The sequence below is a fragment of the Streptomyces sp. CT34 genome (assembly GCF_000805335.1).
Classification (GTDB): domain Bacteria; phylum Actinomycetota; class Actinomycetes; order Streptomycetales; family Streptomycetaceae; genus Streptomyces.
The window spans coordinates 4,084,645-4,105,729 of sequence record NZ_KN708638.1 but is presented as its reverse complement, the minus strand read 5'-3'; the positions used below and the strand labels follow the sequence as shown (position 1 = coordinate 4,105,729).

Genomic DNA, 21,085 nt, shown 5'->3' with positions numbered 1-21,085 from the left:
TTTCACGTGAAACAGCCCCGGTTTCGCAGTCTGCGGTCCACCGCTCGCCGCGCCGCGCCGCCGGGTGTCAGACTCCCGCCTCCGCCGACTCCGCGCCGTTCGCCGCCCGTGCCGGCCTGCGCTGCGGTGCCTTCCCGTTGACCACCACACCGGCGACGACGGCGGCCAGCAGCATGATCCCCGACCCCACCCCGATCGCCGTGGTGAACCCGTGCACCACCCCGTCCTTCACGATCCCCGCCCGGATCGCCGGATCCAGACCGGGCCGCCTGGTGCTACGGGCTGCGCGCGCCAGATGACCGGCGATATACGTCGCGCTCGTCGACGCCGCGATGGTGTTCAGCAGCGCCGTACCGATCGAACCCCCCACCTGCTGCGCGGTGTTGACCGTCGCCGAAGTGACCCCGGCGTCCTGCGGGGCCACCCCGGCCGTCGCCGTCGCCATCACCGGCATGAAGATCAGGCCCATGCCCAGGCCGACCAGGAGCTCGGCGGGGAGGACATGCGCGGCGTAGGCGGGAGCCGCGGTCAGGAACCTCAGTGTGAACAGCCCCGTCGCCGCGAGCAGCGCACCCGGCACCATCAGCAGTCGCGGTGCGAGCCGGTGCAGCAGCCGCGCCGAGATCTGCGTCGATCCGACGACGATCGCCGCCGTCATCGGCAGAAACGCCAGCCCGGCCTTGATCGGCGAATACCCGAGGACGGCCTGCAGGTAGTAGGTAAGGAACAGAAACATCCCGAACATCGCGATCACGGCCAGTGCCATCGTCAGAAACGCACCGCCGCGATTCCGGTCCCGTACGACCTGCAAGGGCAGCAGAGGGTGCTGTGCGCGGGTCTGCCACCAGGTGAAGGCGCCCAGCAGCGTCACGCCCCACACCAGCATGCCGACGACCAGGCCGTCCTTCCATCCCCGGGATGCCGCCTCGCTGCACCCGTAGACGATCGAGACCAGGCCACCGCACCCCAGCGCCACGCCCGGCACGTCCAGGTGCACCCGCCCGCGGCCACCCCGGTCGCGCAGCAGGACGGCCGCCCCGGTGCAGGCGACCACCGCGACCGGGACGTTCACGTACAGGCACCACCGCCAGTTCAGGTACTCGGTCAGCAGCCCGCCGGCGAGCAGCCCGATCGCCGCACCGCCGCCCGCGATCGCCCCGTACACCCCGAACGCCTTGCTCCGCTCCCGCCCCCGCGTGAAGGTCGTCGTGAGCAGCGACAGCGCGGACGGCGCCAGCAGCGCCCCGAACGACCCCTGGAGGGCTCGGGCCCCGAACAGCATCCCCGGCCCGGTGGCCGCACCCCCGATCCCCGACGCGACCGCGAACCCCACCAGTCCGACCATGAACGTCCGCTTCCGCCCGACCAGATCGGCGATCCGCCCGCCCAGCAGCAGCAACCCGCCGAAGGCGAGCGTGTAGGCGGTGATCACCCACTGCCGGTTCGCGTCGGAGATCCCCAGCGCCTGCTGTGCCGACGGCAGCGCGATGTTCACGATGGTCGCGTCCAGCACCACCATCAACTGCGCCATCGCGATCACGGCGAGCCCCCACCACCGCCGTGGATCGGGCTCGGCGGGCGGGACACCACCGGGGGTACCGGCGCCGGCGCCCGGACGGACTCCGGCGCTGTCCTCTTCACCTTCGCCGCTCGGGTTCCTCATTACGACCCGCCTCGCAACCGGTTCAAACGGAGCGCTTCCAATCAGCGTAGGTAAGGGGGTGAGGAATCGCCCGTTGTGCGGGCCGTGCTGCGATGCGCAGCCGGTGCTGTGCGGGAAAAAACGGCACCGGCCGCGGGCGGGCCCGGTGGGGCCCGGCCGCGGCCGGTGGGATGGCTGCGTGGCGGGTCAGTTGTCCCTGAGGACGCCCGCGATACGGGCCTCGGCGAGCCACTCGGGGAACTCGACCATCAGCTGCTGGTAGAACTCGTCGTGGGAGAGGCTTCGGGGGTCGCGGCCGGCGTGGAAGAAGCCCGCGTTGTCGACGGCGCGCTTCTCAGGGACGGTCAGGTCGTCGAGCTTCCGGAGGAAGTCGAAGCCCTTGGCGTCCGGGTCACCGAAGCCGATGAACTGCCAGAAGACGGGCAGCCCGGCCGCCTCGCACAGCGCCCGCTCGGCGGCCGGCTTGGAGGTCGGCGCGCCGTCGGTCTGGAAGATGACGAACGCGGGGTCGGTGGAGCCGGACTTCTTGTAGTGCTCGACGACGGACTCGATCGCCCAGTGGTAGTTGGTACGGCCCATGTGCCCGAGGCCGGAGTGCAGTTCCTCGATACGGCCCTCGTAGCCGGTGAGGTCCAGTTCGGCGGTGCCGTCGACATCGGTCGAGAAGAAGACGACCGGAACGGTGGCCTTCTCGTCGAAGTGGGCGGAGAGGGCGAGGGCCTGCTCGGCGAGGTGCTGGACCGTGCCGTCCTTGTAGTAGTTGCGCATCGAGCCGGAGCGGTCGAGGACGAGGTACACGGTGGCGCGCTGGGAGGTGAGCTGGTGCTTCTCCAGGGTGGCCGCGGCGGAGTCGTAGAGGGGGAGGAGCGCGGGGGCGGTGGCCGCGAGGGGGCACGGGGCGCCGGGCGCCGGGACCTCGGAGGGGGCCGCGGCGGCGGCCTCGGTCTCCGCTGCGGCCGGCTCGGCGGCCGGCTCCGCCACGGGAGCGTCCTCGGGGGCTTCGGCAGCCGTGACCACGGCCTCGGCCGCAGTCTCGGTCTCTGCCGCCGCCTCGGCCTGGGGCGCCGGCGCAGCCGTGGCCTCTTCGGCCGCGGCCTCTTCGCCCTTCGCCGGCTCTTCCGCGGCTCCGGCTTCCTCGGCCTGCGCCTCGTCCGCCGGCTTCGCCGTCGGCTCGTCCTCGACCGCGTGCTCGGCCTGGTCCTCGACCTCGGTCGTGGACCCGGTCTCGGCCTCGGGTTGCGCCTTCTCGGTCGGCGCGACCCGCGCCGGGGTGTCGAAAGCCCGGCTGACGAGGTCGGAGACCGCCTCGTCCTCGACCGTCTCCCCCGCCGCGTCCCTGGCCTTCTCCGCGGCCCGGTCCTCGGTCTTCCCGGCCGGCTGCACCGCCTCCGGCTCGGCGGCCGGCTCGTCCCGGACGACGCCCTTCTCGCGCACCGAAGGCTCCGGCGCGCGGTCAACCGGGCTTCCCTGCGCCGGCAGTGTGGCCGTCGCCGGCAGCGGTGCCGGTTCGGGGCTCTCGCCCGGTGCCGTACGGGCCGCCGGGACCTCTGCCTCGGGAGCGGGGGTGGCCGGGGTCGGGGTGGACTCCTCGCGGGCCTCCGGGATCGTTGCCGATTCCGGCTTGTCGGCGCCGCTCCGGGCCGCGCCGGATTCGTCGCGGGTCGCCTTGGAGCGACCGAAAGCGTTGCGCAGCAGACTCCGAATGCCCATCGGCGGACCTCTCTTGCGTGTGGTGGGTGCGGCGAATGTCCGTGAAGCGCGGACATGTCCCTGACCAGGACGGATACGTAAGGGTAGCGGCCTGCACCGGCCTCTTCGTGGGAACCCGCGCCTCGCATGGTGGGCCATACGGGCGTGTTGTGCGGGGATGTGGTTTCGGCCAGCGCGTCGTAGGCAGGGAAAGGGAGGTGGTCCGCGGGGGAAATGGCGGGATCGGTCTTGGGGAGAAAGACACGTGATCGTTGATAAAGGACGGTTGTGATCGTTCCTGTGATGGGTCTTGACCCCTTGTGTGGTGCGGTAGTTGTGTGTGGGGCGCTGAATGCGAGGAATGGTGAATGTGTCGGTGATGTCGCCGGGGTGGTGGGGGACGATGCTGACCGTAGCGTCAACTCGCCGGGCATCGGCCCTAGTTCGGAGAGGCGTACCCCTGGTCCGCCGGCGGCGTGCCGACGGCGATCGGCGCCACCGGCCGGTGGAGTTGCCGGTGCCACGTTTCACGTGAAACGTGTGCGCGGTTCTGCCATCTCGCACGTACGTGCCTTCCCCGCTCGCACACATCACGCCGGGGAAACGAACGGGCAAGAGGTCGGTAAGAAGTAAGTCGCGCAGGTATCCGATTCCCGGACGGGCTCGTCTTCTCCGGTGACCATTGTCCTGGGCCGCCGTTGTGCCTCGGGGGCGGCCGATAAGAAGGCAAGAACCCTTTCGAGGGTGACGGGAGATGTGGGCGCATGGGGCTGACCAGTCAGTCGCTCGAAATCACGGTGGTCGTGCTGGCGGTGGCGTCCGTGGCCGCGACAGTGTGGCTCTGGCCGCGGTTGTCGCGGAACGGATGGCGGCAGGTGCTGGGCAGGTTGGGGGCCATCCTGGTGACCCAGGTGGCGATCGTTTCCGCGCTCGCCCTCGCCGTGAATGCGAACTTCGAGTTCTACGGCAACTGGGACGAGCTGCTGGGCAACAACGACCAGGCCCCGGCGTCGGTGAGCCAGGGCGACGGGCAGTACGCCACGGTCGGAAACATGAAGGGCGGGCTGGTCCAACCGGCAGGCCCACAGGGCCTCGACCGGGTCACCGGACTGCCGGAGGGCCCCGCCGACAAGGTGGGCAAGGTCGAGTCCGTACGGATCGTCGGCCGTCGTACACGGGCCATTAACCCGGCCTTTGTCTATTTGCCGCCGCAGTATTTCCAGCAGCAGTTCCACCGGCAACGGTTCCCCGTCATGGTCGTTATCAGCGGCTATCCGGGCGGAATCATGAATCTCGCCCAGCATCTCCAGATTCCGCAGAATGCGGGGCGGTTGATTGCCGACGGCAAGATGCAGCCGACGGTGATCGTGATGGTCAGGCCGACGATCGCGCCGCCGCGGGACACCGAGTGTGTGGATGTGCCGGGCGGACCGAAGGCGGAGACGTTCTTCACCAAGGATCTGCCGGATGCGATGAAGTCGGCCTACCGGGTCGGCCACGACCCCAGTGCCTGGGGCGCGTTCGGGTATTCGTCCGGTGGCACCTGCGCGCTCCAGCTGGCGATGCGCAACCCGAAGGCGTACACCTCGGCGGTCTCGCTGTCCGGTGACTACGCGATCAAGGACGACCTCACCACCGGCAGCCTCTTCGGCCCCGGCCCGGAGGGCGCCCAGCGCGAGCGGGAGCACGACCTGCTGTGGCGGCTGGAGAACCTGCCGGCGCCGCAGATCTCCGCGCTGGTGGCCAGCAGCCGCCGGGGCGAGTCGGATTACGGCGAGACGATGAAGCTCATCCACGCGGCGAAGCCGCCGATGACGATCGACTCCATCATCCTGCCGCACGGCAGCCACCAGTTCGGCACCTGGCGCCGCGAGGTCGTACCGGCCCTGGAGTGGCAGAGCCAGCAGCTGACCTTCCCGCAGGACACGGAGGCGGGTGCCCCGCAGAAGCCGGCGCCGGGGCAGGCGAGGAGCATGCCGTCCAAGGGGCAGCCGCCCGCCGATGACAAGGCGCACAAGCGGGTTGAGGCGGAGAGCCCGCAGGGGTGATGCGTACGCCGTAGCGCGCGGCACAGCGCGAAGGGGGGCGCCGGACCGGGTCCGGCGCCCCCCTTGCGTGTACGGCCGTCGGCCGGGCACGGCCGTACTCCCCGCCCCAACGGGGCCCCGCTCAGGGCCGGTAGACCATCCCCGGCTCCGGCTTCGCCGGGGACAGCAGCTGGGAGACCGTGACGACCGTGTAGCCGCGCTTCTTCAGTTCCTTGAGGATGCCGGGGACGGCCGGCACGGTGCCCTGGTAGATGTCGTGCAGCAGGATGATGCCGTCGCGCTCGGTCTGGTCGAGGACCCGCTTGGTGATCAGGGCCGAGTCGTTGGTCTGGTAGTCCTTGGCGGTCACGCTCCACAGGACCTGTGCCAGGCCGAGGTCCTTGCTGATCTTTGAGACCTCTCCGTCGGTCCTCCCCTGCGGCGGGCGCATCAGCTTCGGCGTCTTGCCGGTGATCTTGCGGACCGCGTCCTGGACGCGGGACATCTCGCGCCTGGCCTCGTCCGGCTTGATCTCCGTCAGGATCTGGTGCGACCAGGTGTGGTTGGCCAGTTCATGGCCCTCGGCGTCGATCCGCTTCACCTCGGCGGGGCGCTCGGCGATGTGGTTCTTGCCGAGCATGAAGAAGGTCGCGTGGGCCTTGTTCTCCTTGAGGATGTCCAGCAGGCGGTTGGTGTTCTCGCTGGGGCCGGCGTCGAAGGTGAGCGCCACGCACTTGGCCTTGCGGCAGTCGACGTCGCTGCCGCCGTCCGCGCCCCGGCCCTTGGCGCCCGCGGCCTTCGTGTCCTGGGCCGTGCTGCCGGACGCGGGGGCGTCGGCCCGTGCGTCGGCCGGCGTGGTCACGTCGTACGAGGCGCAGCCGCTGAGGGCGAGAACCAGGGAGGTGGTCGTCAGCAGCCCGGCGAGGGCGGTACGGCGGGCCGCGGATCTGTGCTTCGGCATGCGATGTCTTTCCTGGGTCTCTTCTCGGGGTTCGTGCGGGCTCTTTGCGGGGCGTTGCGGGCGCGGGCGCCGCGGGTACGTCCGTGACCTGCGCTTTCGGGCATGACGAAGCCGGCACGGACGAGCCGTGGCCCGATGCGCCGATCCGGGGCGTACGGACCCCGGCGACTATACATAGACAGTACACACTGTGCGTATAGATGCAGTGGATACGTGGTGCGAGGCCGGCGACAGCCCGATCGGACGCTCCCCGCGCGACACCCCGCCCGGCCCGGGGTGGACTTCTACCGTGACCGCACCGCCGGACGACTGCCTGGCCCGTAACGACTGGATCTGTGGCGACTACCTGAGCTCCCGCCGGCAGATCCTGCTCGACGCGGTCGGGCAGCACGTCCAGCTGACAGTGGTCTCGGTGGCGCTGGGGCTGGTGATCGCTCTCCCGCTGGCGTTGCTGGCCCGGCGCAGGCGCTGGACGATCGGGCCGGTGCTCGGCATCACCACCGTCATCTACACGATCCCGTCGCTGGCGATGTTCTCGCTGCTGCTGCCGGTCTACGGGCTCTCCGCCACCCTCGTCGTGGTCGGACTCGCCCTCTACTCCCTCACTCTGCTCGTCCGGAACATCCTGGCGGGGCTGGACGGCGTCCCGGCCGAGGCCAAGGAGGCCGCCCGCGGCATGGGGTACGGGCCGATGCGGCAGCTGCTGACGGTGGAGCTGCCACTGGCGGTGCCGGCAGCGATGGCCGGGCTGCGGATCGCGACGGTCTCCGCGGTCGCGCTGACCACGGTCGGGGCGATCGTCGGCTACGGCGGGCTGGGCAACCTCATCTACGCGGGCATGAACGCGTTCTTCAAGGCGCAGGTGCTGACCGCGTCCGTGCTCTGCGTGCTGATCGCGGTGGTCTTCGACGTGCTGCTGCTCGGTGCGGAACGCCTGCTCACCCCGTGGCGGCGGGCGGGCCGAAGGCCCCGGACCGGCCGCGGGAGGCAGCTGCTCGCCCCCGGGCAGCGGGCATGAACACCCTCTCCGCGGTCTGGGCCTGGCTGACCACCGCCGCCAACTGGTCGGGCGAGAACGGCATCGGCCACCGGCTGGAGCAGCATCTCGTCCTCACCTTCGCCTGTCTCGCCATCAGCGCCCTGATCGCGCTGCCGATCGCACTGACGCTGGGACATCTGGGGCGGGGCGGCGCGCTCGCGGTCAACCTCGCCAATGTCGGCCGCGCGGTGCCCACCTTCGCCGTTCTCGTCCTGCTGCTGCTGACGCCCATCGGGCGGCACGGGCAGTGGCCGACGGTCATCGCGCTGGTGCTGTTCGCCATTCCGCCGCTGCTGACCAACGCGTACGTCGGAATGCGCGAGGTCGACCGGGACGTGGTGCGGGCCGCGCGGGGCATGGGGATGACCGGGACGCAGCTGGTGTGGCGCGTCGAGGCGCCGCTTGCCTTTCCGCTCGTGCTGACCGGCGTCCGGATCGCCGCCGTGCAGCTGGTCGCCACCGCCACGCTCGCAGCGCTGGTCGGCGGCGGCGGACTCGGCCGCATCATCACCGCGGGCTTCAACCTGGCCAGCACTCCGCAGGTCGTGGCCGGGGCGGTGGTGGTCGCGGTGTTCGCGCTGCTGATGGAGGCCGTCTTCGAGCTGGTACAGCGGTTCGCGCCGGGGTGGGTGTGGGGGCGGACCCGGTGAGACCGTCCCGTGCGCCGGGCTCGGTGCCCACGGTCCGCAGCGCTCTCCCGGCGGTGCTGCTCGCGCTGGTCGCACTGGCGGGGCTGACGGCGTGCACCGGCGGGCCCTCCCTGGAGAACCGCGGCGCGATCACCGCCTCGCCCGGCAACAGCCGTGATCTGTCCGTCGGTTCGGCCGGCTTCACCGAGAGCGAGCTGCTGGCCCAGATGTACGCGGCGCTGCTCCGCCAGGCCGGCTACCACACCGACATCCTCACCGTCGGCAACCGCGAGCTGTACGAGCCGGCGCTGGAGTCCGGCCAGATCGACGTGGTGCCCGAATACGCCGCCACCCTCGCGGACTGGCTCAACGCCAAGGAGCACGGCCCGAAGGCCACCCCGGTCGCCTCCCCCGACCTCGGCGCGACCATGGCCGCACTGCGCCGACTGGCCACCCCGCGCGGCCTGACCGTGCTCCCGGCGGGCCGGGCCGTCGACCAGAACGCCTTCGCGGTGAGCGCCGCGTATGCCGCCGGGCACCGTCTCAGGACCCTCGGCGACCTGGGCCGCGCCAAGCTGCCGGTCCGGCTGGCGGCGGGCGACGAATGCGTCCAGCGGCCTTTCTGCGCACCGGGGTTGCGGAAGACGTACGGGATCGACATCACCGCCGTCGACCCGAAGGGGGTCGGCACCACGCCCGCGAAGCAGGCCGTGCAGAACGGGCAGGACCAGATGGTGCTGACCACCAGCACGGACGCGACCCTGGACCAGTTCGGGCTGGTGGTCCTCGACGACGACAAGAAACTCCAGAACGCCGACTATGTCGTCCCCGTCGTCAACCGCGCCCGTGCCGGCAGCGCCCGTCCGGCCGCCACGCTCAACCGCCTCAACACCGTGCTGACCACCGCCGATCTGGCAAACCTGAACGAACAGGTCGACAGCTGGCGGCGGCTTCCGGCGGACGTTGCGCACAACTACCTGGTGTCGAAAGGGCTGTTGGGAAAGCACTGACGGGGGTGGGCCGTTGTTTCACGTGAAACAACAGCGATATGCCGGTGTTTCACGTGAAACGGTGCGCCATCCGACACGTTTCACGTGAAACGCCACGTTCCTGCTGTGCGGTGGCGTCCGGTCCGCCTCACTCCGTGGGGACCGAGTCCACCTCTGCCCGCCCTCGCGGCACTCCCCGTTCGTCCGGGGAGATGGTGCGACGCAGCGCCTCGTGGAGGGTGGTGGGGGTCAGGACGCCCAGGAACCGCCGGCCGTCCAGGACCGCGATCCAGCCGGCGTCATGCTTGAGCATCTCGCTGAAGGCCGCCTTGAGGGTGCCGGTCACGGGGACCCAGGCCTCCATCCGCCGGGCGTGGTCGGCGACGGTGCCGCCGGCCCCGGCCAGCTTCTCCGTTGCCACCCAGCCGTGCAGTGCGCCGTCGCTGTCCAGCACCACCGCCCAGCGGGCGCCCTCGGACCGCAACCGGGTCACCGCCTCGGCTGCGGGTTCGGCGAGCCGGGCGAACGGCGGGTGCTCCAGGTCGTCGCGGTCGATACCGGTGACCGAGAGCTGCTTCAACGCCCGGTCGGTGCCGACGAATTCGGCGACATAGGGCGTGGCGGGGGCGCCGAGCACGCTCGCCGGGGTGTCGTACTGCTCGATCCGGCCCTGTCCGTAGACCGCGATCCGGTCCCCGAGGCGGATGGCCTCCTCGATGTCATGGGTGACCAGCAGCACCGTCTTGTGCATGGTGGCCTGGAGCCGCAGGAACTCCTTCTGCAGGCGATCGCGGACGACCGGGTCGACCGCGCCGAACGGCTCGTCCATCAGCAGCACGGGCGGGTCGGCCGCCAGGGCGCGGGCCACACCGACCCGTTGGCGCTGTCCGCCGGAGAGCTGGTCGGGATAGCGCGAGCCGTAGACGGCGGGGTCCAGCCCTACCAGGTCGAGGAGTTCGGCGGCCCGCTCGCGCGCCCGCGTCTTCTTCCAGCCGGTCAGGTACGGCACGGTCGCGGTGTTGTCGAGGACGGTGCGGTGCGGGAAGAGGCCGGTCTGCTGGATGACGTAGCCGATGCGGCGGCGGAGCTTGACGGGATCGACGCCCGCGATGTCCGAGCCCTCGACGAAGATCCGGCCGTGTGTGGGGTCGATGAGCCTGTTGACCATCATCATGGTCGTCGTCTTGCCGCAGCCGGACGGTCCGACGAGAGTCACCAACTCGCCCTCGCCGACTTCGAAGGAGAGGTCGTCGACAGCGGTGGTCCCGTCGGGGTAGCGCTTGGTGACGGACTCGAACCGGATCATTGCGCCATTGAATCCCGCGGTCCGCCGCCGGTCCCGTCATGCGGGCAATCGAGTGGGGAAGCCGAGACGGGACGGGGGCCGTAAGAGTTGCTTCCGAGGCACCGCCTCCCGTCCTGCCGTGTCCGGCCCGGCCCGCGTGCTTACGATCCACCCGGCCTCCTCGGACGGGTGGAAGGGAACGCTGCATGAGAGCCGTAGCAGTCAGCGCATTCGGTGAACAGCCGCAGCTCATGGACCTGCCGCAGCCCGAGCCGGGGCCCGGGGAGGTCCTGGTGCGGCTGGCCGCCGCCGGGCTCAACCCGGTCGACTGGAAGCTGGCCGACGGCATGTTCGGGGACGCCGTGCAGGCCGTTTTCCCCCTGGTCATGGGGACGGATGGAGCGGGAGAGGTGGTCGCGGTCGGGCCCGGCGTACGGCGGTTCACCGTCGGCGACCCGGTGTTCGGCCAGTTCCAGCGGCCGGAGCGGGGCGGCGGCTCGTACTGTGAACTCGCCGTCGCCGACGAGAACTCCGTCGCGCCGGCCGCCCGCAGCGTCACCTACGCGACCTCCGCCGCCGTGCCGACGGCCGGGATGACCGCCTACAACCTCGTCGAGGAGACCCGGATCGGCGAGGGCCGCCGGGTGCTGATCGTCGGCGCGACCGGCGGGGTCGGCACCTTCGCCACCCAGCTCGCGGCGGGCCGCGGGGCCGAGGTGATCGCCACCGCCCGTCCGTCCAAGGCGGAGTTGATGCGCACCCTGGGCGCCACGGAGACCGTGGACCACACCGCGGGCTCGGTCGCCGACCAGGTGCTGGCGGCGCATCCGGACGGGGTGGACGTCCTGATCGACATGACCAGCGGCCCGGAGGAGTTCATCGAGCTGACTCGGACCGTGCGGGACGGTGGCACGGCCGTCTCGCTCATCGGCTCGGCCGACGCCGATGTGCTCACCGAGCACAATCTGCGCGGCTTCAACTTCGTCAACCGCCCGTCCCCGCAGCTGCTGGACATCCTCGCCGGCCATCTCGACGCGGGCCGCCTGACGGTGCTCGTGGGCCGCGAGGTCCCGCTGGAGGAGGCCCCCGAGGAACTGGCGGCGAGTCGCACCGGCCGGGCGCAGGGGAAGACCGTCCTGGCGATCTGAGGCCGGCCTCCCCCCGGTACCGTCAACTCCTCCCACTCTTCGGGGCATTGGGGCGGTCGCACCCAGCACACAGGGCCCCGGTGCGGTGCGCGTTCTGCTCGTCGGTGAGGTGCTGCTGTTCCTCGATGGCGCGGCTGCGGGCGCCGCGGTCAGGAGGACTCGGCGGGAGCGGGCGGGCGGGTCGGTGAGCGGAGTGCGCGGGCGGCCGGCGGGCCCGCGGCGGCGACCGCGATGACGAGCGCTCCGGTGCCGACGGCGCACCACGCACCGGTCCGCAGCGGGTCGGTCAGCGCGTCCGCGTACGCATCGGCGGCCGGCCGGGAGACCGAGGCGGGCAGCGCGTCCAGGATCCGGGTGCGGACCAGCGCCAGCGCCGCGGCCAGCAGCGCACAGGCCACCGTGCAGCCCGCCGCCGCGCAGATCAGCGCCCGGCGCCGGCGCCGCGCCAGGAGCAGCCCGGCCAGCAGGCAGAGCGCGGTGGCCGGTGGCAGCACCAGTGCGCCGGTGCGCGCGGCCTGGAACACCGTGCGGAACCGCGGCACGTCCGGCGGTCTGAGCAGCACGATCGTGGCACCGGTGCGCGGCACCCGGCGGGCGATGTCGATGCCCAGGCCGTTGCCGGACAGCTGGTGCTTGACGCGTGCGAGGACCGGGGTGAGGTCGAGGGTGACGGGGGCGTCGACCGAGGTGGCCAGCGTGCCGTCCAGGGTCTGGTGCGCGGTGCGGTGCACGCCGGTCCAGACGGAGGGGAAGGTGCGGCCGGTGACGACCTGGCGGACCTGTTTGTCGACGAACTCGCGGATGCCGCGGGTGAACTTCTGCCGCAGCGCGGGCCGTTCGGCTCGCGGGACGACCTTGAGCAGCCCGTCGAGCCGGATGTGCGGCATCACGCCGTTGGTGACGTCGTCGACGATGGCGTTCTGGATGGCGCGATTCCCGGCGAGCGGGGCGACCGCGTCCACATAGCTGTCGGTGTCGGTGAGTTCCGCGCGGGCCCATACGGCGGCCAGGCTCAGCGGCAGCAGCAGCGTTCCGACCAGCAGCAGTACCCCGCCGGCCAGCGAGCGTCCGCGGTGCGGCGGCTGCCGAGGAGGGCACCGCGCCGCCGCCACCCGGCCGTCGGCGCGTACGGGTGCGCTCGCTGACATCGCCTCCCGGTCCTTCCTGAAACGGCGGACTACGGCCACGCTCCAGGCAAGTGCGTGGGGCGGCCGGCCGCGAGCGGGGCCGGTGCCAATGGGTGACCGTACGGGTGGACGACCGTCCGGGCTCCCGGACAGCCGGCGGTCGCCGCGGTCAGCCGGACCGCCGGGCCCGGCCGCGCCGGATGGCCTGGACCGCCCCGAGGACGAACAGCGCGCAGATCAGGGCCGCCGCGCCCCGCCACACCCACTGGTCCCGGCGCTCCGGACCGGACCGGGACGTCGGCAGGTCGTCCAGGTTGCCGGAGCAGGCGGTGGGCGCGGCGGACGGTCCGGCGTAGACGCAGACCGTGGAGGCGGCCCGCAGGGTGCCGGGAGCGGCGGTGGTGTCGAGGTCGCGGGGGGCGCCGAGCACCGCGCCCGCAGTGAAGACCTGGATGTCGTGCGCGGGCAGATCGGCGCGCCAGACGACCTTCTGGCGGCCTGTCCCGTGACCGTCGACGGTGCCGCCGGCTGCCGTGGCGGAGACGGTGGTGGCCGGCATCTCCTGCTCGATGCGGGCCCGGTGGACGTCGGCGGCGCCCAGGTTGTGGACGGTGATGCGGTAGTCGAGCCGCCTGCCCGCATCGGCCCGGTCGACCCCGTGGGTCACCGACACCGACACCGAAACGGCGGGCGGGACCGGGGCGGCCGGTGGTGCGGGGAGCGTGGCGGCGTACAGCAGCGCGCAGACGACGGCGGTTCTCATGCCGTCATCCGAGCACCGGGGCCGCCCGGGCCGGTGGCTTGCCGGGCGCTCGCGGGCCCGGGTTCACCCGAGTGAGGGCGGCCCGTGCGGCAGGCTCAGTGCTCGTGCGGTCCCGGGCGGTGCACCGGCCCGTGGGAGTCGTCGCAGTGGCCGGCGGCCGGCTCGGGCCCGGGGCCCGGTCCGAGCGTCAGCAACTCGTCGTCGTCCTGTTCGCCGATGTGGTCGACCTGGAGGGTGGCGTGGGTGATGCCGTACTCCCCGCTCAGCAGCTCCTGGAGATTGCGGCGGACCTTGTGGCAGTCGCCGGCGGGCGCGACCAGGATGTGCGCGGAGAGCGCCGGCTGCCCGGAGGTGATCTGCCAGATGTGCAGGTCGTGGACCTCGACGACCTGGTCGGCGGCGACGAGGTGATCGCCCAGCGCGTCCGGGTCGATCCCGGCCGGGGCAGCCTCCATGAAGATCCGGCCGGACTCCCGCACCAGGCCCGTACCGGCCTTCAGCATCAGCGCGACGACGACCAGCGACGCGATCGCGTCGGCCCGTTCGAAGCCGGTGGTCAGCACGATCAGACCGGAGATCGCGGTGGCGATGAAGCCGAACAGGTCGGTGAGGATGTGCTGGTAGGCGCCCTCCACGTTGAGGCTGGACCGGTTGGCCTTCGACAGGAACCAGGTGCAGATCAGGTTCACCACCACACCGGACAGCGCGGTGACCACCACCAGCCCGCCGGTGACCGCGGGCGGCGAGATCAGCCGCTGGATCGCCTCGTAGGCCAGCCAGAGGGACAGCAGCAGCAAGGTGATGCCGTTGGCCTGCGCGGAGAGGATCTCGGCGCGCTTGAGGCCGTACGTGTATCCACCCCGGGCGGGCTTCGCGGCCAGCCGCATCGCGACCAGCGCCAGCACGATCGAGACCGCGTCGGTGAGCATGTGGGCGGCGTCCGAGATCAGCGCCAGCGACTGCGCCAGGAAGCCGATGGAGACCTCGATCGCCATGTAGGCGGTGAGCAGGACGAGTGCGGCCCGCAGCCAGCGCCGGTCGGCGTCCGGGGAGACGGCGTGCGAGTGGCCGTGCGCGTGGCTGTGGCCGCTGTGGGCGTGCTCGGTCATGGGCGCGCTCCTTCCTGGGTCCTCGCTGCGAAGCAAACCGCACTTCGACAAAAGATCCAAAGGCTGCACCGGTGACCGTTGTCATTACCGTCGAACGGCGTATCTTCCCTGGTCAGAGCGGTGTGGTGGGCCAACGGCACGGACCGCTGCCAAGCGGCGCAGGCCGGCCTCGGCGCGCGGCCGGCCGCAGTTTCACGTGAAACACGCCATGCCGGAGACAACGCCGTCCCGGAAGCGGCGCGCCCACCGCGCCGCGCACCGGGCGCCTGTCATGCGGAGAGCGCCCGCCCCGCCGCCACCGGATGCAGCGCGGCATACTCCAGCGGCGCCGACGGGTCGATCGAGACATCGAGCGGAGCGGGCTCTGCGCCCGCCCGGACGAGCAGATCGCCGACCGCGGCGATCATCGCGCCGTTGTCCGTGCACAGTCGCAGCGGCGGTACCCGCAGCGCGATGCCCGCCGCGGCGCACCGCTCCTCCGCCAGCGCGCGGACCCGGGAGTTGGCGGCCACCCCGCCGACCACCACCAGCGTCCCCACACCGTGCTCGGTGCAGGCGGCCACCGCCTTGCGGGTCAGCACATCGGCGACCGCCTCCTGGAGCGCCGCCGCCCCGTCGGCGACCGGCAGCGGACGCCCCGCGGCGTGGTGGCCCTCCGCCCAGCGCGCCGCTGCGGTCTTCAGCCCCGAGAAGGAGAAGGTGAACCGCTTCTCGGGCGGGCCCGCGGTGAGCGGGCGGGGAAAGGGGACAGCGCGCGGATCCCCCTCGCGCGCTGTCCGGTCAATGGCCGGGCCGCCGGGATAGGGCAGCCCGAAGACCCGGGCGACCTTGTCGAAGCACTCCCCGGCGGCGTCGTCCAGAGTTTCGCCGAGGTGCACGATGCGGTCGCGGGCCAGGTCGCGTACGAGCAGCAGCGAGGTGTGCCCACCGGAGACGATCAGCACCACGCAGGGGTCGGGCAGCGGTCCGTGCTCCAGGGTGTCCGCGGCGACATGCCCCGCCAGGTGGTGCACGCCGTAGAGCGGCACCCCCAGCGCATACGCCAGTCCCTTGGCCCCGGCCAGTCCCACCTGGAGCGCACCGGACAGCCCCGGTCCGGTGGTCACCGCCACCGCCCCGATGTCGGCGGCCCGCAGTCCCGCGTCGGCCAGCGCGCCGCGCACCACCGGGGTCAGCGCGTGCACATGCGCCCGTGCCGCGATCTCCGGCACCACGCCGCCGAACCGGGCGTGCTCGTCCATGCTCGACGCGAGTGCGTGCCCGAGCAGCCGCCCGTCGCGCACCAGGCCGGCGCCCGTCTCGTCGCAGGACGATTCGATGCCCAGCACCACTGGCGAGCTCATGGACCGCACTCCCCTCGCGTCGTGTCCTGTTCGGTGTCCCCGGACAGTAATAGCAAGTAATTGCAACCTATGTGCAATAGGGGCGTTCGGTCGCCCCGCGGACGCGCTGCGGCCTCCCCGCGGGAGGGCGCGGCCCCACCGGTCAGTAGAGTTCGGCACCCGTCCCTTCGCGCCCCTTGAGGTACCGGCAGTGAGCGCCCCACCACCCCTCTCCGTCGTAGGCATCGGGGCCGATGGGTGGGACGGCCTGTCCGCCGCCGCCCGGCGGGACCTGTCCACGGCCGAGGTGCTGATCGGCGGGGCGCGGCAACTCGGGCTGCTGCCCGCAGAGTGCACGGGTGAGCGGGTGCCGTGGCCCTCGCCGCTGCGGCCCGCCGTACCGGGGCTGCTCGCCGCGTACGAAGGCCGCCGGGTATGCGTACTGGCCAGCGGGGACCCGATGTTCCACGGGATCGGCCGGACGCTGACCGAGGTGCTGGCGGAGGGAGCGGCGGCGCCCCGGCCGCTGCGGGTGGTGCCGCATCCGTCGTCCGTGTCCTACGCCTGCGCCCGGCTGGGGTGGGCGGTGGAGGACACCGAGGTCGTCACGCTTGTCGGGCGGCCCGCGGGGAATCTGACGGGTGCGCTCCACGACGGACGGCGGGTGCTGGTGCTGTCGGCCGGGGCCGGGACGCCCGGCGAGGTCGCGGCGCTGCTGCGGGTGCGGGGTTTCGGGCCGACCCGGATGCGTGTCCTGGAGCAACTCGGCGGCGCGCGCGAGCGGATGGCCGAGGGCACCGCCGACGGCTGGGACGCACCGGCCGGCGATCCGCTGAACGTCATCGCGCTGGACTGCGTCCGCGCGCCGGGCGCACTGCGGCTGCCGGCCGTTCCCGGGCTCCCGGACGACGCCTACGAACACGACGGCCAGCTGACCAAGCGTCATGTCCGGGCCGCCACCCTGGCCGCGCTGGGGCCCGCGCCCGGCGAACTGCTCTGGGACATCGGCGGCGGCTCCGGCTCCATCGCCATCGAATGGCTGCGCACGCACCGCAGTTGCCGTGCGGTCAGTGTCGAGCGCGACGCCGAACGAGCGGCACGGATCGGCCGCAACGCGGACACCCTCGGCGTACCGGCACTGCGTGTGGTGCACGGCCCCGCGCCCGCCGCACTGGACGGGCTGCCGACCCCGGACGCGGTGTTCATTGGCGGCGGCCTGACCGCCCCCGGGCTGCTGGACGCCTGCTGGGCGGCGCTGCCGCCGGGCGGCAGGATTGTCGCGAACACCGTGACGCTGGAGTCCGAGGCGCTGCTCGCCGACCGGTACCGGCGGTTCGGCGGCGAACTGGTGCGGCTGGCGGTGGCGCACGCGGTGCCGGTCGGCGGCTTCACGGGCTGGCGGCAGGCGATGCCGGTCACCCAGTGGTCGGCGGTGAAACCCGCACAACCCGGTGCCCGGGAAACCTCCGTGCACCCCGTCCTCCAGGAGACCGAGGAACCATGACCGTCCACTTCATCGGCGCGGGTCCCGGCGCCGCCGACCTGATCACCCTGCGCGGCGCCCGTACTCTCGCCGCCTGCGGCGTGTGCCTGTACGCGGGCAGCCTGGTGCCGCGCGAACTGCTCGCCGAATGCCCGCCCGGGGCCCGGCTGATCGACACCGCGCAGCTCGACCTCGACACGATCACGGCGGAGATGGTGCGGGCGCACCAGGAGGGCCACGACGTCGCCCGGCTGCACTCCGGCGACCCGTCCGTCTTCAGCGCGGTGGCCGAGCAGATGCGCCGGCTGGACGCTGCCGGGGTGCCGTACGAGGTCGTGCCCGGCGTGCCCGCGTTCGCCGCCGCCGCGGCGGCCCTCAAGCGCGAACTGACGGTGCCCACCGTCGGGCAGACCGTCATCCTCACCCGCATCGCACAGCGCGCCACCCCCATGCCCGACGGCGAGGACCTGGCTACCCTGGGGCGCAGCGGTGCGCTGCTGGTGCTGCACCTCGCGGCCCGGTACGTCGACCGGGTCGTGGACGAACTCCTGCCGCACTACGGCGCGGACTGCCCGGCCGCCGTCGTGGCGATGGCCTCCCGTCCCGACGAACTCGTCCTGCGCGGCACGCTCGGCGATATCGCCGGCCAGGTGAAGGACGCGGAGGTGGTCCGGACGGCAGTGATCATGGTCGGCCGCACGCTGGGCGCCGAGCAGTTCCGCGACAGCCACCTCTACTCGGCGGAGCGGGAGCGCCCGCACGCACCGTGCGGAGAACCGGCGGTCGCTGAGGGCGTGTCAGCGCCGTGAGGGGCCCATCGAGCCTGTCCGGCTGATTATATGACCGCATCGGGGTGAATGTCCGTTTCCGTGTTCGGGGCTGCCGGTAAGGAAGCTGCGACACCGGGGGGACCGATGCAAAGGAGCACGCCACGATGCGTACCAAAATGGCCGCGGGCGCGGCCGTCGCCGCGATCCTGCTGTCCCTCTGCGGCACCACCGCCGCCAGCGCCGACGGCAGGGACGACGTCCCCGGGAAGGCCAGGCGCCATCACCCCGAGATGAAGGAAAGCCCGATCAGGATGGCCGCATGTGCCCTCGGGACGGCGCTGGGCGCGCTGACCGGTGGTGATGCCAGCTGCTGGCGGGACCACGGTTACGGACCCATCGGGCACCACGAGAGAAGCGCTCGCCAGCGCACGGACATTGACCGTGAGGGCGATTTCGGGCGTCGGAGCGAGATGTCGCAGTAGTGGCGACGGGCCGCGCGGCGGGGCGCCGGTTTCCGCCGGCGTCCGACCGCCGCGGCGGTTTCACGTGAAACCGTCCGGCAGCGGCCCGTTCAGCCTCCCGGCCCGCGCGGCTCTGCCCGTCCCACCACCAGTCCAGCCCGGTCGATACAGATGACATCGACCGCTACCGGCGCCTCGCGCAACACGGCCAGTGACGCGTCACGTGCCGTGGTCGCCACCAGGTCGCCGAGCGGAACGTCGGCCGCCGCGCACAACTGGAGTGCGGCGAGGCCGGTGTTGGCCTCGGCCACCGCCTCCGCCAGCGCCTCGTCCGCACCGCCCCGCCGGGCCAGCTGGGCCAGGAAGCCCTTGTCCACCTGGGACCGCGCCGAGTGCAGATCCAGATGGCCGGCCGCCAGCTTGGACAGCTTGGCGAAACCGCCGCAGATCGTCAGCCGGTCGACGGGATGGCGGCGGATGTACTTGAGCACCGCCCCTGCGAAATCCCCCATGTCCAGCAGCGCGTCCTCCGGCAGATGGTGCAGCGCGACGACGACCTTCTCCGACGTCGATCCCGTACACCCGGCCACATGCCGCCGTCCCGCGGCGCGCGCCACATCCACCCCGCGCCGGATCGAGTCGATCCACGCGGAGCAGGAGTACGGCACGACGATCCCGGTCGTCCCCAGGATCGACAGCCCGCCCAGGATTCCCAGCCGCGGATTCCACGTACTGCGGGCGATCTCCTCCCCGTGGTCGACGGAGACCTCCACCTCGACGTCCGCCGCGGCTCCCCCGCCGCCGTACCGTTCGGCCACGGCCGCCAGATGCTCCCGGATCATCTGGCGTGGTACGGGGTTGATGGCGGGTTCGCCGACATCCAGCGGCAGCCCCGGCCGGGTCACCGTCCCGACCCCGGGACCGGCCCGGAACACCACGCCCGAACCGGCCGGCAGCGCGCGCACCGTGGCGCGCACCAACGCCCCGTGCGTCACGTCCGGATCGTCCCCGGCGTCCTTCACCACCCCGGCCATGGCGCGGACCGGCCCCGGTCCCGGAGCTGTCAGTTCCTCGACGGCGAGGGCGAAGGACGGCGTCTGCCCCTTCGGCAGCGTGATTGTCACCGGGTCCGGGAACTCTCCGCTCAGCAGTGCCGTGTACGCGGCGCTGCTCGCCGCGGTGGCACACGCCCCGGTCGTCCACCCAGGCCGCAGTCCGGTGTGCGCGAGCTGTGCGTTGCGGCCTCCCGTACCCTTCGGTTGCGCGTCAGCCACGGAGGAACCCGCTACCCATGCCGATGAACGACACCGCCCGCCACGTACTCGTCCTCGGCGGCACCACGGAGGCCCGCCGCCTGGCCGCCGTCCTGGAGCAGGAGCCGGCGGTACGGGTGACGAGCTCGCTCGCCGGGCGGGTGGCGGCGCCGCGGCTGCCCGCAGGGGAGGTGCGCATCGGCGGGTTCGGCGGCCCCGAGGGCCTCGCCCGCTGGCTGCGCGAGCATGCGGTGGACGCGCTCATCGACGCCACCCATCCTTTCGCCGGCACGATCAGTTTCCACGCGGCCCGGGCCGCCGCCACCGCCCATATTCCCCTGCTGGCGCTCCGCCGCCCCGGCTGGGTCCCCGGACCCGGCGACAACTGGCACCAGGTCCCCTCATTGGCCGATGCCGCCCGCGCCCTCCCCGATCTGGGGTCCCGGGTCTTCCTCACCACGGGCCGGATGGGGCTGTCCCATTTCGCCCACCTCACCGACCTCTGGTTCCTGGTCCGCTCCGTCGACGCGCCCGAGCCGCCACACCCACCCCGTATGACGGCCGTCCTGGACCGCGGCCCCTTCACCCTGGACGGGGAGCGGGACCTGCTGCGCCGCCACCGCATCGACGTCCTGGTGACCAAGGACAGCGGCGCGGCGGCGACCGCCCCCAAGTTGACGGCGGCGCGGGAGGCCGGGATCCCGGTGGTGGTCGTCCAGCGGCCACCCACCCCGGAAGGGGTACCGGTGGCCGCGGGGCCGGAGGAGGCCGCGGACTGGCTGCGGACGGGCCTCGGACTGCCGCGCGTCACCCGCCAACTCGGCTGAGAACGAGCAGACTTGGGGATGTTCCACCCCCCCCTGGCCCATCGGGCAGGACCTAGGACTCCGGGTATCTCCGGGGCGTCCACACGGTTTGGGTCCCGTCGTCGCGCCGCACCGCCTGCGTCTGCGACGAGCCGACGAGGAGGATGGTGCGCATGTCGACCTGGTCCGGGTCCAGGTCGGCGAGCGGGACGGTCCGCAGGGACTCCTCCGGGCCGCCGACGTCGCGCGCCAGGATGACCGGGGTGTCCGGCGCGCGGTGCTCCAGGAGGAGTTCGCGGGCCTTGGCCACCTGCCAGGTACGGGAGCGGGAGCCGGGGTTGTACAGGGCCAGGGCCAGGTCGGCGGAGGCCGCCGCACGGAGGCGGGTGGCGATGACGTCCCAGGGCTTGAGGCGGTCGGAGAGTGAGATGACCGCGTAGTCGTGGCCCAGCGGGGCGCCGGCGCGGGCGGCGGCGGCATTGGCGGCGGTGACCCCGGGCAGCACACGCACCGGGACGGAGCGGTAGGGGTCCTGGGAGGCGACTTCCAGGACCGCGGTGG

Annotated in this window: 19 protein-coding genes; 9 read left to right on the top strand and 10 right to left on the bottom strand. The window is 72.3% G+C overall.

The window, feature by feature from the left end:
- Positions 1-67: 67 nt before the first annotated feature.
- Together RZ84_RS17945 and RZ84_RS17940 are read right to left on the bottom strand one after the other, a co-directional pair.
- The gene (locus tag RZ84_RS17945) at positions 68-1,531 is read right to left on the bottom strand and encodes a DHA2 family efflux MFS transporter permease subunit (RefSeq protein WP_043270201.1); all 1,464 of its coding nucleotides are present in this window, start codon (positions 1,529-1,531) and stop codon (positions 68-70) included.
- A 318-nt stretch (positions 1,532-1,849) separates the two neighbouring features.
- Positions 1,850-3,373 carry a vWA domain-containing protein gene (locus RZ84_RS17940; RefSeq protein ID WP_043265145.1) on the bottom strand — a complete coding sequence of 508 codons (1,524 nt, stop codon included), beginning with the start codon at positions 3,371-3,373 and terminating at the stop codon, positions 1,850-1,852.
- Between the two features lie 743 nt (positions 3,374-4,116).
- Here RZ84_RS17940 and RZ84_RS17935 point away from each other — a divergent pair.
- Positions 4,117-5,400 carry an alpha/beta hydrolase gene (locus tag RZ84_RS17935; protein WP_043265144.1) on the top strand — a complete coding sequence of 428 codons (1,284 nt, stop codon included), beginning with the start codon at positions 4,117-4,119 and terminating at the stop codon, positions 5,398-5,400.
- A gap of 121 nt (positions 5,401-5,521) precedes the next feature.
- On the opposite strand, the gene RZ84_RS17930 is transcribed toward RZ84_RS17935, so the two are convergent.
- Complete coding sequence (locus RZ84_RS17930) at positions 5,522-6,340, bottom strand: polysaccharide deacetylase family protein (RefSeq protein WP_043265143.1); 819 nt, start codon at positions 6,338-6,340, stop codon at positions 5,522-5,524.
- Between the two features lie 289 nt (positions 6,341-6,629).
- On the opposite strand from RZ84_RS17930, the gene RZ84_RS17925 reads away from it, so the two are divergent.
- Genes RZ84_RS17925 through RZ84_RS17915 form a run of 3 tightly spaced genes read left to right on the top strand, consistent with a single transcriptional unit; the run spans position 6,630 to position 9,018 of the window.
- Positions 6,630-7,358, top strand: a complete 729-nt coding sequence (locus tag RZ84_RS17925) for an ABC transporter permease (RefSeq protein ID WP_043265142.1) — start codon at positions 6,630-6,632, stop codon at positions 7,356-7,358.
- A complete protein-coding gene (locus RZ84_RS17920; protein WP_043265141.1) occupies positions 7,355-8,029 on the top strand; it encodes an ABC transporter permease in 675 nt (224 codons plus the stop codon). Before RZ84_RS17925 ends, RZ84_RS17920 begins: the two co-directional genes overlap by 4 nt.
- A 23-nt stretch (positions 8,030-8,052) precedes the next feature.
- Positions 8,053-9,018 (top strand): ABC transporter substrate-binding protein, encoded by a 966-nt coding sequence (locus tag RZ84_RS17915; protein WP_107068289.1) that lies wholly within the window; start codon positions 8,053-8,055, stop codon positions 9,016-9,018.
- Positions 9,019-9,145: 127 nt separating this feature from the next.
- Here the strand turns inward: RZ84_RS17915 and RZ84_RS17910 are convergent, their stop codons facing one another.
- Entirely contained in the window at positions 9,146-10,303 is a 1,158-nt protein-coding gene (locus RZ84_RS17910; RefSeq protein WP_043265140.1) for a betaine/proline/choline family ABC transporter ATP-binding protein, read from the bottom strand.
- Positions 10,304-10,488: 185 nt separating this feature from the next.
- Between RZ84_RS17910 and RZ84_RS17905 the strand changes: the two genes are divergently transcribed.
- The gene (locus tag RZ84_RS17905; RefSeq protein WP_052230004.1) at positions 10,489-11,430 is read left to right on the top strand and encodes an NADP-dependent oxidoreductase; all 942 of its coding nucleotides are present in this window, start codon (positions 10,489-10,491) and stop codon (positions 11,428-11,430) included.
- A 149-nt stretch (positions 11,431-11,579) separates the two neighbouring features.
- Here RZ84_RS17905 and RZ84_RS17900 read toward each other — a convergent pair whose 3' ends face one another.
- The 4 genes from RZ84_RS17900 to tsaD all read right to left on the bottom strand — a co-directional run bounded on the left by RZ84_RS17900 (position 11,580) and on the right by tsaD (position 15,772).
- Positions 11,580-12,578: a hypothetical protein gene (locus RZ84_RS17900; RefSeq protein ID WP_052230003.1), complete on the bottom strand. Its 999-nt coding sequence runs from the start codon at positions 12,576-12,578 to the stop codon at positions 11,580-11,582.
- A gap of 148 nt (positions 12,579-12,726) precedes the next feature.
- The gene (locus tag RZ84_RS17895) at positions 12,727-13,320 is read right to left on the bottom strand and encodes a hypothetical protein (RefSeq protein ID WP_043265138.1); all 594 of its coding nucleotides are present in this window, start codon (positions 13,318-13,320) and stop codon (positions 12,727-12,729) included.
- A gap of 95 nt (positions 13,321-13,415) precedes the next feature.
- Positions 13,416-14,429: a cation diffusion facilitator family transporter gene (locus RZ84_RS17890; protein ID WP_043265137.1), complete on the bottom strand. Its 1,014-nt coding sequence runs from the start codon at positions 14,427-14,429 to the stop codon at positions 13,416-13,418.
- A 269-nt stretch (positions 14,430-14,698) separates the two neighbouring features.
- Positions 14,699-15,772 (bottom strand): tRNA (adenosine(37)-N6)-threonylcarbamoyltransferase complex transferase subunit TsaD, encoded by a 1,074-nt coding sequence (gene tsaD, locus RZ84_RS17885; RefSeq protein ID WP_043265136.1) that lies wholly within the window; start codon positions 15,770-15,772, stop codon positions 14,699-14,701.
- Positions 15,773-15,962: 190 nt separating this feature from the next.
- Here tsaD and RZ84_RS17880 point away from each other — a divergent pair, with 190 nt between their 5' ends.
- The 3 genes from RZ84_RS17880 to RZ84_RS38180 all read left to right on the top strand — a co-directional run bounded on the left by RZ84_RS17880 (position 15,963) and on the right by RZ84_RS38180 (position 18,486).
- Complete coding sequence (locus RZ84_RS17880) at positions 15,963-17,255, top strand: bifunctional cobalt-precorrin-7 (C(5))-methyltransferase/cobalt-precorrin-6B (C(15))-methyltransferase (protein WP_043265135.1); 1,293 nt, start codon at positions 15,963-15,965, stop codon at positions 17,253-17,255.
- On the top strand, positions 17,252-18,043 hold the full coding sequence (gene cobM / locus RZ84_RS17875; RefSeq protein WP_043265134.1) for a precorrin-4 C(11)-methyltransferase: 792 nt from the start codon (positions 17,252-17,254) through the stop codon (positions 18,041-18,043). The genes RZ84_RS17880 and cobM overlap by 4 nt, the downstream gene beginning before the upstream one ends.
- A 125-nt stretch (positions 18,044-18,168) precedes the next feature.
- On the top strand, positions 18,169-18,486 hold the full coding sequence (locus tag RZ84_RS38180) for a hypothetical protein (protein WP_052230002.1): 318 nt from the start codon (positions 18,169-18,171) through the stop codon (positions 18,484-18,486).
- A gap of 89 nt (positions 18,487-18,575) precedes the next feature.
- On the opposite strand, the gene RZ84_RS17865 is transcribed toward RZ84_RS38180, so the two are convergent.
- Complete coding sequence (locus RZ84_RS17865) at positions 18,576-19,739, bottom strand: cobalt-precorrin-5B (C(1))-methyltransferase (RefSeq protein WP_043265133.1); 1,164 nt, start codon at positions 19,737-19,739, stop codon at positions 18,576-18,578.
- A 23-nt stretch (positions 19,740-19,762) separates the two neighbouring features.
- On the opposite strand from RZ84_RS17865, the gene RZ84_RS17860 reads away from it, so the two are divergent.
- Positions 19,763-20,545 carry a cobalt-precorrin-6A reductase gene (locus RZ84_RS17860; RefSeq protein WP_043270193.1) on the top strand — a complete coding sequence of 261 codons (783 nt, stop codon included), beginning with the start codon at positions 19,763-19,765 and terminating at the stop codon, positions 20,543-20,545.
- 52 nt (positions 20,546-20,597) lie between these two features.
- Here the strand turns inward: RZ84_RS17860 and RZ84_RS41320 are convergent.
- The coding region (locus RZ84_RS41320; protein WP_241777752.1) for an SAM-dependent methyltransferase at positions 20,598-21,085 on the bottom strand (488 nt) is incomplete at its 5' end.

Excerpts from the sequence above, each read along its gene's own strand:
- RZ84_RS17910 (WP_043265140.1), bottom strand. The coding sequence starts at position 10,303 with ATGATCCGGTTCGAGTCCGTCACCAAGCGCTACCCCGACGGGACCACC.
- RZ84_RS17940 (WP_043265145.1), bottom strand. The coding sequence starts at position 3,373 with ATGGGCATTCGGAGTCTGCTGCGCAACGCTTTCGGTCGCTCCAAGGCG.
- tsaD (WP_043265136.1), bottom strand. The coding sequence starts at position 15,772 with ATGAGCTCGCCAGTGGTGCTGGGCATCGAATCGTCCTGCGACGAGACG.
- RZ84_RS17900 (WP_052230003.1), bottom strand. The coding sequence starts at position 12,578 with ATGTCAGCGAGCGCACCCGTACGCGCCGACGGCCGGGTGGCGGCGGCG.
- RZ84_RS17860 (WP_043270193.1), top strand. The coding sequence starts at position 19,763 with ATGAACGACACCGCCCGCCACGTACTCGTCCTCGGCGGCACCACGGAG.
- RZ84_RS17920 (WP_043265141.1), top strand. The coding sequence starts at position 7,355 with ATGAACACCCTCTCCGCGGTCTGGGCCTGGCTGACCACCGCCGCCAAC.
- RZ84_RS17895 (WP_043265138.1), bottom strand. The coding sequence starts at position 13,320 with ATGAGAACCGCCGTCGTCTGCGCGCTGCTGTACGCCGCCACGCTCCCC.
- RZ84_RS17905 (WP_052230004.1), top strand. The coding sequence starts at position 10,489 with ATGAGAGCCGTAGCAGTCAGCGCATTCGGTGAACAGCCGCAGCTCATG.
- cobM (WP_043265134.1), top strand. The coding sequence starts at position 17,252 with ATGACCGTCCACTTCATCGGCGCGGGTCCCGGCGCCGCCGACCTGATC.
- RZ84_RS17930 (WP_043265143.1), bottom strand. The coding sequence starts at position 6,340 with ATGCCGAAGCACAGATCCGCGGCCCGCCGTACCGCCCTCGCCGGGCTG.
- RZ84_RS17890 (WP_043265137.1), bottom strand. The coding sequence starts at position 14,429 with ATGACCGAGCACGCCCACAGCGGCCACAGCCACGCGCACGGCCACTCG.
- RZ84_RS17935 (WP_043265144.1), top strand. The coding sequence starts at position 4,117 with ATGGGGCTGACCAGTCAGTCGCTCGAAATCACGGTGGTCGTGCTGGCG.
- RZ84_RS38180 (WP_052230002.1), top strand. The coding sequence starts at position 18,169 with ATGCGTACCAAAATGGCCGCGGGCGCGGCCGTCGCCGCGATCCTGCTG.
- RZ84_RS17945 (WP_043270201.1), bottom strand. The coding sequence starts at position 1,531 with ATGGCGCAGTTGATGGTGGTGCTGGACGCGACCATCGTGAACATCGCG.